19 protein-coding genes are annotated in these 16,696 nt (G+C 45.5%); 8 read left to right on the forward strand and 11 right to left on the reverse strand.

The features are described from left to right. Window positions 1-44: 44 nt before the first annotated feature. From NIAKO_RS09620 to NIAKO_RS09675, 10 genes are all read right to left on the reverse strand, one after another. Window positions 45-902, reverse strand: coding sequence for a cyanophycinase (locus tag NIAKO_RS09620; RefSeq protein WP_014218226.1), 858 nt, complete (start codon window positions 900-902; stop codon window positions 45-47). Window positions 903-1,185: 283 nt separating this feature from the next. Further along, complete coding sequence (locus tag NIAKO_RS09630) at window positions 1,186-2,541, reverse strand: sialate O-acetylesterase (protein ID WP_133055258.1); 1,356 nt, start codon at window positions 2,539-2,541, stop codon at window positions 1,186-1,188. 105 nt (window positions 2,542-2,646) lie between these two features. Next, the gene (locus tag NIAKO_RS09635; RefSeq protein ID WP_014218228.1) at window positions 2,647-2,901 is read right to left on the reverse strand and encodes a dihydrofolate reductase family protein; all 255 of its coding nucleotides are present in this window, start codon (window positions 2,899-2,901) and stop codon (window positions 2,647-2,649) included. A 9-nt stretch (window positions 2,902-2,910) separates the two neighbouring features. Further along, window positions 2,911-3,492, reverse strand: a complete 582-nt coding sequence (locus tag NIAKO_RS09640) for a biliverdin-producing heme oxygenase (RefSeq protein ID WP_014218229.1) — start codon at window positions 3,490-3,492, stop codon at window positions 2,911-2,913. 462 nt (window positions 3,493-3,954) lie between these two features. Further along, window positions 3,955-4,215, reverse strand: coding sequence for a hypothetical protein (locus NIAKO_RS09650; protein ID WP_014218231.1), 261 nt, complete (start codon window positions 4,213-4,215; stop codon window positions 3,955-3,957). Window positions 4,216-4,225: 10 nt separating this feature from the next. Then, window positions 4,226-5,011 carry a bestrophin-like domain gene (locus tag NIAKO_RS09655; RefSeq protein ID WP_014218232.1) on the reverse strand — a complete coding sequence of 262 codons (786 nt, stop codon included), beginning with the start codon at window positions 5,009-5,011 and terminating at the stop codon, window positions 4,226-4,228. A gap of 117 nt (window positions 5,012-5,128) precedes the next feature. After that, complete coding sequence (locus NIAKO_RS09660; protein WP_014218233.1) at window positions 5,129-5,983, reverse strand: ABC transporter ATP-binding protein; 855 nt, start codon at window positions 5,981-5,983, stop codon at window positions 5,129-5,131. 5 nt (window positions 5,984-5,988) lie between these two features. Next, a complete protein-coding gene (modB, locus tag NIAKO_RS09665) occupies window positions 5,989-6,663 on the reverse strand; it encodes a molybdate ABC transporter permease subunit (RefSeq protein ID WP_014218234.1) in 675 nt (224 codons plus the stop codon). Beyond that, the gene (modA, locus tag NIAKO_RS09670) at window positions 6,660-7,418 is read right to left on the reverse strand and encodes a molybdate ABC transporter substrate-binding protein (protein WP_014218235.1); all 759 of its coding nucleotides are present in this window, start codon (window positions 7,416-7,418) and stop codon (window positions 6,660-6,662) included. The genes modB and modA overlap by 4 nt, the downstream gene beginning before the upstream one ends. Window positions 7,419-7,539: 121 nt before the next feature. Beyond that, window positions 7,540-7,818: an alpha/beta fold hydrolase gene (locus tag NIAKO_RS09675; RefSeq protein ID WP_049815494.1), complete on the reverse strand. Its 279-nt coding sequence runs from the start codon at window positions 7,816-7,818 to the stop codon at window positions 7,540-7,542. A gap of 93 nt (window positions 7,819-7,911) precedes the next feature. Here NIAKO_RS09675 and NIAKO_RS09680 point away from each other — a divergent pair, with 93 nt between their 5' ends. The 8 genes from NIAKO_RS09680 (at window position 7,912) to NIAKO_RS09715 (ending at window position 15,869) form a co-directional block, all read left to right on the forward strand. Beyond that, complete coding sequence (locus NIAKO_RS09680; protein ID WP_014218236.1) at window positions 7,912-8,877, forward strand: hypothetical protein; 966 nt, start codon at window positions 7,912-7,914, stop codon at window positions 8,875-8,877. A 175-nt stretch (window positions 8,878-9,052) separates the two neighbouring features. Then, window positions 9,053-11,089, forward strand: a complete 2,037-nt coding sequence (locus NIAKO_RS09685) for a GxGYxYP domain-containing protein (RefSeq protein WP_014218237.1) — start codon at window positions 9,053-9,055, stop codon at window positions 11,087-11,089. Window positions 11,090-11,170: 81 nt separating this feature from the next. Then, entirely contained in the window at window positions 11,171-13,009 is a 1,839-nt protein-coding gene (locus tag NIAKO_RS09690; RefSeq protein WP_107685531.1) for a RagB/SusD family nutrient uptake outer membrane protein, read from the forward strand. A 250-nt stretch (window positions 13,010-13,259) separates the two neighbouring features. Next, window positions 13,260-13,607, forward strand: coding sequence for a hypothetical protein (locus NIAKO_RS09695; RefSeq protein ID WP_014218239.1), 348 nt, complete (start codon window positions 13,260-13,262; stop codon window positions 13,605-13,607). Window positions 13,608-13,831: 224 nt separating this feature from the next. Next, window positions 13,832-14,074, forward strand: a complete 243-nt coding sequence (locus tag NIAKO_RS09700; protein WP_014218240.1) for a hypothetical protein — start codon at window positions 13,832-13,834, stop codon at window positions 14,072-14,074. Between the two features lie 204 nt (window positions 14,075-14,278). Next, complete coding sequence (locus NIAKO_RS09705; protein WP_014218241.1) at window positions 14,279-14,827, forward strand: hypothetical protein; 549 nt, start codon at window positions 14,279-14,281, stop codon at window positions 14,825-14,827. 97 nt (window positions 14,828-14,924) lie between these two features. Next, window positions 14,925-15,356, forward strand: a complete 432-nt coding sequence (locus tag NIAKO_RS09710; protein WP_014218242.1) for a hypothetical protein — start codon at window positions 14,925-14,927, stop codon at window positions 15,354-15,356. Window positions 15,357-15,401: 45 nt separating this feature from the next. Beyond that, window positions 15,402-15,869 (forward strand): DinB family protein, encoded by a 468-nt coding sequence (locus NIAKO_RS09715; RefSeq protein WP_014218243.1) that lies wholly within the window; start codon window positions 15,402-15,404, stop codon window positions 15,867-15,869. 107 nt (window positions 15,870-15,976) lie between these two features. Here NIAKO_RS09715 and NIAKO_RS09720 read toward each other — a convergent pair whose 3' ends face one another. Then, window positions 15,977-16,687, reverse strand: coding sequence for a DUF92 domain-containing protein (locus NIAKO_RS09720; protein ID WP_014218244.1), 711 nt, complete (start codon window positions 16,685-16,687; stop codon window positions 15,977-15,979). Window positions 16,688-16,696 lie beyond the last annotated feature (9 nt).

Consider the following 16,696-nt stretch of genomic DNA (forward strand, 5'->3'; position numbering starts at 1 on the left):
AGCAGAAAGATCCGGTTGCAGCTGCCTGCTGTTTTTATTATCCATTAATTAGCTGTAGCCGGATTGCCGGGTACGGGTAGTAATTTTCTTTCTTTTAAATTGTATTGTTGTCCCTTCCCAAGGAAGATGAATGGTTTTGTTGAATCAGAAACCGCAGCATCGTAAACGGCTACATACGAATTGCCGATTACTTCGAAAGTATTCTTTTGCACCACCACGGCAGTATTTTCATCAATGCCAATGCCAAGCAATTCCGGGTGCGTTTTTACAAACCCGGCCAGGTCAAACTGCCGGTTGCGGCGCAGGACATGCTGGTCAATGGCAACGTTGTGAATAAAATCGAGTCCCTGGGTGTGGTCGCCTGCGAGCACGGTATTACCTTTTGTGTCGCCGCGAAATAAGAACGATCCCTGAATAGTGGCGCCGGCAGAAGAACCACCAATAACGCCGCCCCGGTTTAACAGGGCGTTGAATTCTTTATGCGCCAGGGTATTGAGATACGCATCTGCTAAACGCCACTGACGGCCTCCGCCAAACCAGATGCCGGTTGCTTTTTTTATAGGCGCTACAAAGCTGTCGGTATTGGCAATTTTAGGATCGCGGGTATGCAGCACTACTACATTTTGTACACCCAGGCTTTGCAATAATTCTTTCTCAAATGATTTACCGGTGTTGATCGCCGAATCTTCGTTTGCTGTAGGGATGATCACAATACGCGCATTGCGGCCACCGGCCAACTCAACAAAGCGTGCCCAAATGTCGGGTCCCAAATGGCCACCGCCCACAATAAGCAATGCGCCTTTTTCAGGGCCTATAAATGCCGGGGATTTTGGTTGTGCAAAATCGGGTGTGGTTAACAATAGAAGGATTACTGAAAGTATGAGATTGCCAGGGAGTTTCATAACAGATGGGTAAAGTTTAGGTAATGAAGGTAGCTAAAAAAGTAACGCAGGTGGGTTCATTTTTGTATTGATGCCAGTTCAATGTTAAGCCGATGGGAGTACATAAAAAAAGATAGGGGATGGGGTTAGTATAGATTGAGGTGAAAGTTGTTTTATAAAAGATGCCCAACCTGCGGGGGGCCACAACCAACTTCAAAAATATGCGGCAGTTTTTCACAACCTATGAAGATCAAATTGGCCAGACACTGTCTGGCCAATTGCAAAAAGAGTTCACTTCTTCTTTTTATTTCTCAACTGTCACAGCACTATTCGTTTGATATGGTTCCGCTGGCAACCCTGCCTTATTGAAAAGATTCGGTTGTATATCTTCTTTCCAGGCAAAACGCAGCGCCACAGGATCATGCACTTCGGGTGCACTAACCTGTACATACTTTTTACTCTTCACTACGCCGGTGGCCGGATAGAATTTACCATCCGCTCCTGCCAGTTCAAAGCCGGTAACTTTGCTGCCATCATGCACCTCCAGTCCTAACCTGGGATCTACGAAATCTACCCGGGCCTGATGGTCTTTGAAACTTACTTTATCGATACGGGGGCCTGCTGAAACCTGTTTTACCCGGTAGGTATGGTCAAGGGCCAGCCAGGCCAGCCGCTTTCCAATTTCCCATTTGTAGGTTGGATGAATATCATCAATGTTGTCAGCAAGGTCGGTAGTAATGATGCGGGCGGTGTTCCTGGTGATCCCAAGCACTTTATCCTGCGCGTCGTGGAAGAAAGCAATGCTGCGGTCGTTCAATGGTATTTTACCGCCTTTCGACGTGCTATATTTAAATGGCGCTATCTGCACGTAATAAAAGGGAAGGCTATCATTATTCCAAAGCGCCCTCCAGCTTGTAATGAGTAGCTTCATATTCTGGGTATACTCATCTCGCTGGTTCAACATACAATTGGTTTCGCCCTGGTACCAGAGAAAACCTCTTATCGTATAGGGTGCCAGCGGCTGAATAAGACCTGAGAAAAATTTGCCGGCAGGTTCAATCGAATCTTTGTTTTGGGCCGCCTGACGTGCCGGTAACCACGGCTCGATGGCCGAACCGGGTACGGAGGAGGCGATCATGCCTACGGGCACATGCAGGCGCGATTGCAATTCCCGGGCATAATAATAACCCGCCGCAGAAAATTGACCTATCCAGGGATTCTCCGCTTTGTGCCATCCTTTATTCCGATCAGACGGTTTGGTAAGATCACGATACACCAGGAACAGCCGGATGGCGGGATTATTTTCCTGGTTCACCTGGATAGAATCAAGCCCTTTAGAGCGTTTGGCGTTATACCAATGCGCGCTCCTGTTCGTGGTATACTCCATATTGCTTTGTCCGGAACAAAGCCACACTTCACCTACCAGCACATCTTTGTATTCAACCGTGTCTCCACTGATCACAAAAAGTGACTGCCCATTGCTGTTAGCGGGCATGGCGTCGAGCAGGAGTTGAAAGGAACCATCTGCACCGGCCACCCCTTCTTTCACCTGGTTGCCAAAGATCAATTTCACCGGAGCACCGGCGGTGGTTTTTCCATATACGGGTACCGGTTTTTCGCGTTGTAATACCATATGATCGCCAAAGACCAGGGGTAGCACGGGTTTGCCAGTGGCGCTTATTGCAATTAAGGATGCAATACAAAAAAATAAATGTTTCAGGGCGTAAATGTTTTAAATGAATAATGATGATAGGCAGCCGGGGTATTAATCGTTAGGATTTTTGTCGGTCTTTCTATCATACCAAAGCTGAACCAATCCAGTAGGATAACTGATGCTTCGCCTGAAGGTAAGTTGTTGTTCTATGTTGTTGTCTTTGGTGTCAATATTTTGCAAATGGTCTGCGTAGCCACAGTCTTCGTTTGGGACTTCTACCATCGATAAAAAATCGAGGTTACCGTCCTTTTTGGCGATGTACCCGTCAAGGCTTTGGGCTATATAAAGAATCAGTTTTCTGCTCATGTCATTTAATTAACACCTGTGGTTGGAATAGTGCAATTGAATGTTCATTCTAAATTGTTTTGAACAATCATCGGCTGCTTTAACAGACGCTATTCGATCTTCCTCAGTTGTCACCGCTTCGTTAAAATGGGTTAAAAAGGTGTGCCACATCTCCTCGTTTTGCTGTTGGTAACCTGAAAAAAAAGTAAAAGCGGTTTCGGGGATTGCCGGACAATCGAACTGGATCATCTTCTTTATATCGACGCCCCCCAGTACCAAACTTTCTATCATGTAAAAGCTGCCCCATGCATCTGCAGGTTGCTGTATGGCTGGCATGTTTGGCCGGGCCTCCTTTACAGGCGGTATACCCAGTATGGTAAGGTCCTGTATTAACCAGGCTGCTTTTTTACGCTGGGTGTAATCAGGCAGTAAAGCGGGCATATGACTATTCAGCAATTTTTCAAACGGGGCATAAAAGTCATGTAGACAGTTAAGCAGTCTGGCATAGGCGGCTATATCAGGTATCCACCTGGTATAACCTGCTAATGTTCTATCTAAATATACACGGCTGGTTTGGGTGTGTACCTCAATAATGTCTGACGCTGTAACCATTGTTTTCAACTTGCTTTTTTAATGGTTAAAGATACAGCGTTCTTGCAAAAAGGTTAAAACTAATGCAGAAATCCCTATGACAATTCAAAGCCAATACTTATATTGGCCGCAATAATTCCTGACCCTTTAAAACAATAGAACTTATATGTTTATTCTGTATGGCCGGGTACCGGTTTGTATAAACAGAGACGTGGATAATGAGCATTCATGCAGTAATTGTAACTCAAATGGCGTAAACGTTGCCGTTTACAGATCCTACTATCATGTTTTTTTCCTGCCTGTTTTCCCGGCTGGTGTTAAGTCCGCAGAAATAACCTGCCCCAATTGCCGGGAGTCCAAATGGTTTAAGGGACAAGCTGCACTGTACGAAAAAGCGACCCGCACACCATTATATTTTTATTCAGGAGTACTAATACTTGCGGGAATAATGTTGTTGTTTTTTATTCATATTATATTTGGAATCTAATCTTTCTCCACAACCGATAACCCATCCGGAGTTATATGCACTTCTTTCTCCTTGTTGTTATCGGTAAAATCAACTTCAAAGAAGAACTTCCCCTCTTCTTTTTCTGCTTCCCAACTAACGTCGTGGGCGGAGGGATATTTGGCTTTGAACGCCGCCAGTACATTGGGCGGCACTTCACTTTCCTGGATGTCAAACTCTGATTCTGAAGAGGAGCAGGAAGCCAGTGTTATGGCAAGGATTAATAATGAGCGCACCATAGTACAATGTTTAAAGGTTTTTTCTGAGGTTAACTATTTCCCTTTCCGCATTATCGAGGTTGATTGAGCCCTGCCTCGGGCGTCCCAATTCCATTACCAGGTATAATGCTATAGAGAGCATGATGGCAAAAGCCAGTGAAAACACGGGGTTTCTTGACCCTGGTTTCAAGCCATAACCTGTAAGAAAGCTAGCCACAAAAACCAGTATTAACAGTGCAACAAGTATCAGGGTCGGAACGGCCGCTACTCTGCCGGCCTCCCGCGTAATAGCTATATTTCTTAAACTGATAAGCGCTGGTACTAACTGATCGGCAAGGGATTTGTTGTTAGGGTCTTTTATCAGCAATGCATTATCATTCCACATACTGTTAAAATATTTTCTGCCATCTTCCAATGCTTTATTTATTTTATCAGGGTTATCCCGGGCATCATAATAGGCGATCCTCGATTCCAGGTAATTCTTATAATCAGGCAATAATGTTTTTTTTATACTATCGGGAAACAATTTGCATCGAAGTAAACCTGTATTTAACAAATTGGCTTCATCGATGATGGTTTGTCGCCGGGATTCATATTTTGTAGAGGTCATACCAAATGTAAATGCAAGCAATAAAGCCATCAGCCCCATCAAAGCTCCTTCAGCCGTGCCTAAACTGACGTCTTTGTCAGGATGGCGTTGAGCGATCTTTTTCCTAAACCAGTATCCCAACCAGTTCAACACATAGATCTGGATGAAAAAAATGAATGCCAACAATATTGCATTCACCTGAAAAAATTCTTCCCGAAGCGAATTCATTTGGTTCACATATTATATGAAATTTACGAATGATTTAAACCCCGGGCAGGGATTTACAGTAAAATGAAGAGGCCGTTCCAATGTTGATTGGAACGGCTTATAACCGGTTAGTTGTAATTATTTCCCTTGTTTTGGAATAGCTGGTTTTATATTGCTGCAGTTGATCTCAACCCGGTCGTTGGAAGTAAGTATTTCTCCGGCTACCGGTATGCTTACCAGGCGGTTTTCAATTAAAACAACTGCGTTGCCCTGCTCATCGAAAGAAACGATGTGGCCGGTTATTTTGGCGGCCTCCTGTCCGTTCTGGAAAAACAGGGCGGGGGTGGTTTGCTGTTGAAACCGGCCCTGTGTGAGGTGAATCACCACGTCCGACAGTTTTATGATCTCCTGGGCATTGTGACTTACCAGGATGGTGGTGAGGTTGTAGCGCTGATGGATTGCTTTTAACGTATCCTGCAGGTATACCCGCATTTCATTGTCAATGGCCGACAATGGTTCGTCTAATAATAAAATAGCTGGTTTATTGGCAATGGCCCTTGCCAGCGCCACGCGTTGCTGCTGGCCGCCTGAAAGCGTCTGAATCTTTCTTCCGGCAAAGTTTGTCAGCCCCGTTACCTCCAGCAGTTCATCGACGATAGTAGGGGATTCGTTTCTACCCAACGCAAACAACACATTTTCCCGCACATTCATATTGGGAAACAGGGCATAGTCCTGGAACACAAAACCAATCCTTCGTTGCTGCGGTTCCGCATTTCTTTTTGCTGAGGCATTAAACCAAACGGCATTGTTCACATTTATAAAACCGTTATCGGGTTTCATAAACCCGGCCAGCATCCGCAGGATGGAGGTTTTACCGGCGCCTGATGCCCCATATAAACTCACAAATTGCCCGCGTTCAATACGGGCACTTACATTCAATTGCATTTCACCCGCAGCGGTATGTAAATTCTTTTGCAAGGAAAAATTGATCATAGCTCTCAATAAAATTTTGTCTGCTGCATTTTGCGGTTGAATGAATAGAGAACCAATAATATTATAAACGACAACACCAGCAAAATGCCTGCATACACATTCGCATTATGGTAATTGAAGGCTTCTACTTCGTCATAAATGGCAATGGAGGCTGTGCGGGTTTTACCAGGCATATTACCGCCGATCATCAGCACCACGCCAAATTCCCCGACAGTATGTGCAAAGGTGAGCACTATGCCGGTAAGCAGGGAAGGTTTGATGTTCGGCAACAATACCCGCGTAAGCGTTTGCCACCTGGTTTTTCCCAATGAATAGGCTGCTTCTTTTAAACTGGGTGATAAAGAAGAAAGACCCGATTGAATAGGATGCACCATAAAAGGAAAACTGTAAATGACCGAGGCGATCAGTAATCCCGAAAAGGAGAATACCAGCCGCACATCAAACCTTTCTTCCAGCCAATGGCCAAAAAAGTTGGCCGGACTAAAAGCCAGCAATAAATAAAACCCGATGACGGTGGGCGGTAAAACAAGCGGCATGCTGACTATGGCCTGAGCAATTATTTTGAAAGAGCCCTTATCGCCGCTGAGCCAGTTAGCCAGTGGTACGGCTATAATAAACAAAATAAGCGTTGTGCTCAACGCCAGTTTTAAAGTAAGCCATAATGGAGCTAGCGCTATCATTTTACAATGTACCCAAATTTGTTATAAATAGCTTTTGCCATGGCGGAATACAGGAAATTATAAAACCTTTTTGCTTCGGTCTCATTATTCTCCTTTGCATGTTTCAGCAGGGCGGCGGCCTGTTCAATAGGCGGATAATCGCCGGTGTTTAATTCCACCCATTTGCCTTTACCCTTCATTTCACCGGAGATCACGATTGATTTAGCAGTAAAACCAATATCGGCATTTTGGGTGGCAATGAACTGGCTGGTTTGTGTAATGCTTTCACCGGTCACCAGTTTTGATGAAACAATGCTGTACAGGTTATATTTCTTTAGAATAGCCTCTGCCGCGCTGCCATAAGGAGCTGTTTTAGGGTTGGCGATGGCGATGCTTTTGATGCCCGGGCTCACTAACAGCTTTAGATCTTTGGCTGGCTGTATAGCAGGTTTTACACTCCATAATACCAGCAATCCCTGGGCATATACTTTAGGCGCTTCCAGCGTGAAATGGTTGTCGGCCAGTTTTTGTGGAAATTCTTTGTCGGCAGAAATGAAAATATCAAACGGGGCGCCGTTGAGCACCTGCTGCGTAAGTTTACCAGACGCACCCAGCACTACATCGATTGTCGTTTTATTCGTTTTATTGAATTCTGTTATCAGTTCCTGGATGGTATATTGCATATTGGCGGCCACCGCAACTGTTAACTTCGTTTGGGCGAAGGTTGACACCGAGGTGAGCGCCAGCATAAAGAAAAAGAGCATTTTCTTTCTCATCTGCTTCAAATTTAATTGATTAACGAAACTACGCTATTTGCGGCAAGATATAACGAACTATAAATAACAAAGCCGCTCCGGTTTTGTCGGAGCGGCTTTGTTTAATAAAGTCTTTCATCGCTTAATTACTGGCAGCAACGCTTTCAGCAGCAGCAACGGTCTCCGCTGCTGCTATGATCACCGCGGCTACCTTGTCGGGGTGCGACATAAACACCACATGGCTACCCTGTATTTCAGTTACTTTGGTATTGGAACGCGCGTACATGTTGCGTTCAATGTCGGGCAGAATGGCTTTATCCTCGGTGGCTACAATGCCAAAGGCTGGCTTATGTCTCCAGGCAGCCTCGGTGATAGGGGTGCCGAATGCACTGGCGTAAAAGGCGCCTTGTGAAGCGTACATGAAATCTGATTCCGCTTCGCTGGATATACCTCATGGCAGCAAGCTACATGTTTAAAGTGAATTTTTGATTTTTGCCTATCTTACTACTTTATTATGAAAAATGTAGTTGTTACAATTGCCGTACTATTGGTAACCGCCGGGGCCGGCATGGCTCAAACCGATACATCCTATTTAACAGTTAAATCGGCCGCTCATCAAAAATATGGGCTCGATCCGTCCAGGGCTTTAGCTGACCGGGTTACCCAAACACCCGAGGACGTGCTTAAAAAATTCAGGGAAGCAGGCATGTCGCCCACAGAACATATAATAACGGATGAAGAGCGGAAAAAAATAGATTCAGCCTTTTCCCTGCTGCCACCTTTACACAAGCGGGTGCTGAAAGAAAGATTGAAAAGTATAAGCTTCCTCGATAATATGCCCAATACGGCATTGACATCCTCGTTCAATTATGAGGAAAAATATAATCTGTATCACATCACCTTCCGGGCAGGCATCCTGAAAGAAACGGTATCGCAATGGCTCACCTGGAAAGAAAATACCGGTTTTGATACGGCACATTCGCCCCTGCGTATACACGTGGAAGGTGGACAAATGAATGCACTGGTGTATGTATTATTGCATGAAACAACGCATGTGGTGGATGGCTCGCTGGGTATTGCCAGTAAGCGAGAAGGCAAATTGCTTGACCCTTCCAGTGCGCCGGATTTTGCCGCTGGCATTTGGGAACAAAAAGGTTTGAACGTATTGTTACCGCAATTACGGGACACCCTGTTGCAACAAATAATCTATCGTACCGGTAAGCGCCTGCCCATCGATTCGGCCATAGCAGTTTACCAGGCACTGCAAAAAAAGCCATTTGTTTCCCTCTATGGCAGCTGCGCCCGTTCTGAAGACCTGGCTGAATATGTTACAGTTTATCATATGACACATATGCTGAAACAACCTTTTAAGATCGTAGTAACAAAAGACAATAAAAAGATCTTTGAGTATGCCCCCATGCAATCGGTTATTGTGCAGGAAAGGCTGGGGCAGATGAAGTATTTTTATGAGCGGAGTTAGTGCGATAAAATCAGGGTTATTTTTTTATCTCTAAGCGGATAATCAATTCCGTGTGCTCTCAACCTTCCTTGTTTCAGCACGACAATACATTATCAATTAGCTGGTTACCCTCTTTTTATTTGGTATTTGCTAAATGCCGAAATTCGAGGCCATTAACTAATTAAACTGGCTTTCTATGAAATTACTTACCTCGCTCCATAAGCGAACAGGTTGGCTATTGCCCCTGTTACAGCTTATCATAATACCTTCCATGGCCCAGGTCAACTGGCCTTCCTCACAATTATTACCCTCTTTTCCGACGCCTGCACAAACGCAGGACCTGATCACGCTTCGCGAAACAAGTTCCCGTTGGGAAGGCGAAGGGCCCCAGTTAAGTCATAAAACCGGCCGTCTTGAAACCGACGGCTGGCTTTGCCAAACCGGTATCGATGCACCGAACGATCACATGATCTATGGTCCGTACGATGCAAGCATACCTGCAGGACCCAACGTGGCTGAGTTCCGCATGAAGGTCGACAATAATACCGCCAATAACGACCCCGTTGTTGACATAGATGTAAGGGATGCTACTACCGGACAAACACTGGCTTCACAAACCATCACCCGGTTGCAATTTCCGGTTGCTTCAAATTATGTGAGTTTCACCTTGCCTTTTACCATGCCTGCCGATAATCATTCCCTTGAATTGCGGGTATACTGGCGCGGTACTTCCTATACAAAGGTTGATTATGTAGCTGTTCAACAAAATGCATCGTCGGCTGAAATGTATTTGTTTGCATCATTGAAAGGCATCGTTAATAAAACCCAGCCGCGCATTTTTTCTTATGAAGGCGATGCGTTTGCAGAAGGGCCATACACCTGGTTGCAGTCATTAGGATTGAGTTGGACGGAGCCGGCTGATAAATGGAGCCTTATTTCCAAATACCGCAACGAACTGTCTGGACTGATCGTTTATGACCCTGCACAAATTCATACGGTAAACCTGGCGACAGCGATGGCAAAAAGCAGGAATGCGTTGATCGCTTCGCCTTTATTGTTATCCCGCTTAACCGCGGCTCCTTATAATCTACCCATCCTGGTTGATCTGCGTGGTCAGTATACCAGCAAACTGCAGGTATATCAAACCTTGTTCAATAACTACTGGCCTTCTATCGATCACCGGTTATTAATTGGGTTGAACCCTGATGCGCATAAGGCTGCCTTACGGGAATATGCTACTGCATTAGGCGCTGCTGTTGTATGGCTCGATCCTAATGTGGCGGCGGAAAGCACTTTGTTGAATAGCTTCCTTGCTTCCATGCCGGCCGGTTCCAACTTTATGGGCTGGTGGCCCGAAGAACAACCGGGTGTGCAACGCACCTCGCAATATGGAATAACTACCATAGCCAGCGACTGGTGCAGTAACTTAACCGTGCACAGCGGTACCTCACGCACAGTGACCCTTAAACCCATTCCGCCCAAACCTGCGTTGCAGAATAAAATATACGTTGCCTTTATTTTGAGTGATGGCGATAACCTGCAGTACATCGAACATCTGCTGCGTAAGCTGTGGAGTAATGCCGACCGGGGTTCTGTGCCCATGGGCTGGACGTTATCGCCTGCCATGCTGGATGCCATGCCCGGTGCGCTCAATTATTTCTGGCAAACTGCTACTGACAACGATTGCCTTCTTTCTGGTCCTTCTGGTTATGGCTATACTTATCCCAACAGTTGGCCCAATCAAAACCTGTTGAACCAGTTTGTTGCAAAAACAGATGATTATAATCGCCGTGCCGGTTTCAGGGTAATCACCATCTGGAATACCATTACCGGTGGCATTAATCAGAATGTTGGGCAAACCTTTGCCAGTATTTCGCCCTCGTTATTAGGTCTTACCGCGCAAAATACGGGCGGTGGCTTAACTATTTATAATAACAGTTTGCCGGGGATGGCGCTGGCCTGCAACTACTGCACCAGTGAACAGGCGATGAAAGATGCTATCTCTTCTACGGCTGCGGGCTGGAATGGAAGCTCACCACGGTTCATCATAATTCAGGCGCAACCCTGGACGGATCTGAAACCCACCAATTTCAGGAACGTGGCCAATTCACTCAGCAGTGATTATATAGTAGTTCGTCCCGATCATATCTTTCAATTGATAAGAGAAGCAAATGGATTGCAGGCGAGCCCGGCTGTAAATGCATGCAGGTTCAATCCGGTAACAAAAAAATAAACAGATCTAAGCATCACACCATAAGTGTTTCTCTTTGTAAGTCTCTCCTGTTACAATCAGGAGAGGCTTTTTTGCGTTAAAATGACAGTTTTTTGTAGAAAAAGCCTTCGCTTTCATTTTAACTACGAATGGGCTTATGCCAGCACCAATTACGGGGTTGACGAATTCACCGTTGGTGGCGACCCTACCATGGAAATGTGGAATTCATATGGTTCAAACTTAAACTCGTTGACAACAGATGTAAGATCTGTATGGGACAATATGTATGGGGCCATCAACTCGGCCAACATTCTTATTGAGAATGTACCATTGTATTATGCCGATGGCCCAAACAAGAATACCCGCCAGGGCGAAGGCTATTTTATGCGCGCCTTCAATTATTTCAAGCTGGTGAACCAGTACGGCGGTGTGCCTTTACAGCTCCACCAGTCAGATGCCGTTGCCTTTGAATTCCCCCGTAATACCGTACAGGAATGTTACAACCAGATAATAAGTGATATGACCCAGGCATACAACCTGCTGCCTGCCACCCCGGCACAAAGAGGCCGTATTACAAAATGGGCTGCTGCACATTACCTGGCCAAAATATACCTGTTCCGCGCCAGTGAAGTAAACAAAAGCTGGAACGGTTCAACAGTAACAGCCGACCTGGACAATGCGATCAAATATGGTACAGATGTGATCAACAACAGCGGTCATAAACTGGCAACCAACTTCAGCGATCTGTGGAATTATACCGCACCTGATGGCGCCAATGAAACCAATGCCGAGATCATCCTGTCGGCCCAGTTCTCCAACAACGTGGCCACACAGGGCCGGTATGGCAATCAGATGCACCTGTATTATCCTTCCGTTTACCAGAACATCGCGGGCATGGTGCGCGACATTGCCGGAGGTAGAGAGTTTCAACGCCTGCGATCAACCGATTATGCCATGGATGTGTATGACCGCGTGAACGACTCGCGGTTCTGGAAAAGCTTTAAAACAAGATACCTCTGCAATAATCCTTCAGCGGCGCCAAAATGGACGAAACAATATGCGCCTACGCCGGCTGACTCAGGCAAAGTGAAGTTCACCGGTGGACAGGAGTCTGTTCTTTATATCGTGAACGGTGCAGGTGATACCCGGTATACTTCTGATAATATCAACTACCGGGCCCCCTGGATGTTTGTTCGCTATTTCAGCGGCGAAGCGCAGGATATGTTGGGTGTGCATGGAAACTACGCTGCTTCCCGCTATGTAGGGTTGTCGAAATTTGCCGATGGCTCCAGGGCTGATGTGGCTTCTCAGTTCGGCCGCCGCGATGGTATCCTGGCCCGCCTGGCCGATACTTATCTGATGGTTGCCGAAGCGTATGGCCGGAAAGGACAATACACCGAAACACTGCCCTTTATCAATGCCGTACGTGATCGTGCTGCATTTAAAGTCAAGGAAGACCGGGCGGCTTATGTTGATGGTGGCATCTCGTACAAGAACAATACGGCTGCCAATACCGCCACGTTCGTTTCTTACTCTGATAGGAATACTTATTACGAGTCGAACAATCTGACGCCGCCTGCAGACATCAACACCAACCCCAGCACACTGAGCGCCCTACATATAAACAATGTGAACGATATCCTGGGTTCTACCAGGGAGTTTTACGACAAGCTGAATGCAACCTCGGATATGGACAAGTTCCTCTGCTTTATGTTGAACGAGCGTTCACGCGAATTGATGGGCGAATTGTTACGCTGGGAAGACCTGGTGCGTACCAAAACGCTGGTGGCACGTTGTACGGCCTTCAATGCCGCTGCAAAACCTTCCGTTAATAAAGATTATCTGAGGCCAATACCTCAAAGCTTCCTGGATGTAATAAGGCAAAATGGACAACCATTGAACGCTGACCAGAAAGCGACGTATCAAAACCCTAATTGGTAAAATCCCTTTCAATAACAGTTGTAGATTCTGGCTCTCCCGATGAAATCGGGAGAGCTTTTTTTGCTATTTGGGGTTTAGCCTGTGCATTGCCGCAATTATTTCTGAATGCCTTCCGTGATTATCCGAAGTAGGGTTACTATACGTTGTAACAGGTTGTATTACATAATATTATTTTCAATGTCTGGCATTGGATTTGTTAAACAAATGCAATACTTTGCAGAAAGTATACCTAATATCTAATCCATTACCAATGAAAATGAACATTCTTTACGCCATTTGTGCAATGGCTGTGTTGGTAGCATGTAGTGCACCCTACCAGGCCCAAAAGTCAGTCTGGACAGTAAAGGAAGTGCAGGAATCGTTTAATAAAGATTCGGCTAAAAAGTACAACACCAACTGTATTCTTTACCGCGGCACCGACAGTTTATCTCATTATTTCCTGAGCCAGTTTACCGACAAATGGGTTTTTCTTTCCATCAAGAAGAGCGAATTATCAATCACTGAAGAAAAACCTTACAAAGTTGATTCAGTTGTAAAGTTGGGCTACTATTATGTTGACCCCAACAACCACTTCGTAAAAACCCGTGATTTTAACTAATTAATTTTATCTGGATTAGTATTAGTACTACAGCCAGGTGTGCTTTTAACTCGTTTAATACCACATAGGCACAAATTTTCCGCCCGGCGGAGCAGCTTGTGACCTATGTGGTTAAAAAAAATATAAAACGAGGCATTGCATTTCTTACAGCTAATATTTATATTTCGTATTAATTATTAATTGGTCAATAGTAAATCCGTATTAATCAATAAAAATCCAGTACCATGTGGAAATCTTTAAGCACCTCAAATCGCGTTTACCAGGGCGATAGGATAAGATTCAACAACGCCCCCCGCGAATTAAGCACCGGAAATTTATTCCAGGTTGTAAGAACCGACGAACACTACTTTGAAGTTTGTCCCATTTCCCAGGAAGCAGACACCCTGCTCGATCTGTTCACCAGAAAAATTGTAAGGTATTTTGATGTAGGTTATCATCTTCAGATCGATGTCTGGAACGAAGACTAGCCTTCTGCACAAGAATCCCAATGCATGGTAAATTTAATTTATAAATAAAATAAATAACATACCTTTAGTCTAACTCAGTGTTAGCATATGAATTGTTGTTAGCGAATTACTTATTTGATTTTCGGTTATACTTATTCCAACCCCTAAGATCACTCCCTATTCCATTCCGGCCCGCACGCACTATTCACCAAAAAATAAGTGTATATGCTGGAAAATCTTTTCAACCTCGTAAAGCAACAGGCCGGGGACGCTATTATTAATAACCCTGCTATTCCCGATCAGCACAATGAAACAGCTGTACAGGAAGCCGGTCATTCAATAGTAGATACCCTTAAAAACGCCTTATCGGGTGGACAGATCAATGATGTTTTAGGCATGTTTGCAAACGGCCAGGCTAATGCCAGTGCGCCCGTTGTGCAACAGGCTACCGGGAATTTTATGGAACGGCTGCAAAGTAAATTTGGTTTGAACAGCAGCCAGGCATCCGGTATTGCCCAAAGCGTAATCCCCAATGTAATGAATCAACTCGCGCAAAAGACCGCCAATCCCAACGACAACAGTTTTGATATACAACAGATCTTCAATCAACTCAGCGGCGGTAAAACCGCTGGCATGAACCTCCAGGGCATGATGAACAAGCTGAAAGGCGGCCTCGACAGCGATGGTGATGGCGACCTTGACCTGCAGGACCTGAAAGCCATGTTTTCGGGCGGCGGTTCGGTGATTGATAAGCTCAAAGGCATGCTGGGCTAGACCGGCCTTTACTTCTACCTCTCCTTATTTTAAACTTCTTCCTGTAGCGTGTACCAAACATGCTATATCTATTCACACATATAAAAAACTCTCGGTTATGAAAAGAATGCTTGTAAGCCTGGCGCTGCTATCCATTACTCATTTGGTGCAGGCCCAAATACCCAAAATGGGTTCAGTGGCCAACGCAGGGCAATTGGTAACACAACTTATCAATGCCATTAAACCCAATGCTTTTACCAGCGCTTTCGCGGGCGCCAAGGGCGGCATTTTAGAACAGGCGTCAAAAATATCGAGTGCCGCCAGCATGGCCAGCACAGTTAGTTCACTGGTTGGGTATATAAAACCCGGGATGTTTAAAACGGGCACCACCGCACAATCCCTCTTGGATATGGGCGCCAAGGCAAAGACAATGGCCGACGGAGCCAGTTTGCTAAAGAATTTTGAAGGCGGCCTGAAACCGGAGGCCTTTACCAGTAACTGGTCGGCTGCACGTACCGGTTGGCTGAGCGCGCTGAATCAGATAAAATAATACCGGCGAATTATACTTATTTTAGTAGGCATTAAACCTACTGAAATGAACCTGCCAAAACAACTCGCCACACACTTCAGAGCATTTTATAGCGGTGGTAATTATACCGGGGTTAATTTAAAAAACACATTGGAAGGGGTAACCTGGCAACAGGCCACCACTTCCATTTTTACTTGTAATACCATTGCAGTATTGATCTATCACATGAATTATTATGTGCGGCTGGTGACGAAAGTATTGCAGGGGCTTCCGCTGGAGGGAAGTGATAAATATGCGTTTGATGCGCCGCCGGTTCAAAGTGCCGAAGATTGGGAACAATTAAAGAACAGTGTTTTTTCCGATGCAGAAAACATAGCTCAAATAATTGAACAGCTGCCGTTCGAAAAGCTGGACGAAGTTTTTCATGATGAACGATATGGCAACTTTTACCGCAATTTGCAGGGGATAGTAGAACATAACAATTATCACCTGGGGCAGATCTTATTATTAAAGAAGATTATGAGTCAGGTGTAATTGGAATGATGTAAGGGTATCGGCCCAAAGGCAAAAGCCTAAAGCAAAAAGCGAATGCAACGCGTTTTTGGCTTTAGGCTTTCACCTTTAAACTTTAGGCCTGCAACTTAAACCACAAATCCCAGTAACCCTATCAATCCCGCTACAAGAGTATTCAGAAAATTAACCTGGTCATTCTTTATCCATCCCTTTCTTTCAAGGGCGGCGCCGAGCAGGGAGTCGGTCATGTTGCCAATAAAACCAGCCAGTACAATCCACCATACCAGTGAATGGTAACCATAGGCAGCGATGTAAATGAAAGCGATCAGGAGGCTGCCTGCTATACCCCATAATGTTCCTTCCAGGCTTATTACCCCGTCCAGTCCGCAGGTATCTTTTTTAAAGGTGAGAATATTGTAAAAGTTCTTTCCGTAAATACTGCCTAATTCAGAAGAGAGCGTGTCGGCGCTTGCAGAAGCCAGCGAAGCCGCAGTTGCCAGCCGCCATGCAATTATGTGTTGCGGAAAGATCCAGGCCAGTAAGCCCGCTAATGCGGCCACACCGCCATTGGCCAGTACCTGTGAGGCGGTTCGTTGTCCCTTGTTCTTCTCTGCTATCCCCAATCGTTCTTTTTTGCGTCGGCCCAGCGAGGTTGCCAGGGTACCTGCCACAAAAAAAGCACCCAGTAAAACAATACCGGTAACGCCAAGCCCTTTATACAGCAGGGCCGCCATCAACCCACCGGTAAACGCACCAGCAATGGTTAGTTTGCGGAAAATGATGGTGGCGGCTACGCTTGCAACAATAAAAACCAGCACAATCAAATCAGGGATGTTCATGCGGGCAAG

This window comes from Niastella koreensis GR20-10 (assembly GCF_000246855.1).
Taxonomy (GTDB): domain Bacteria; phylum Bacteroidota; class Bacteroidia; order Chitinophagales; family Chitinophagaceae; genus Niastella; species Niastella koreensis.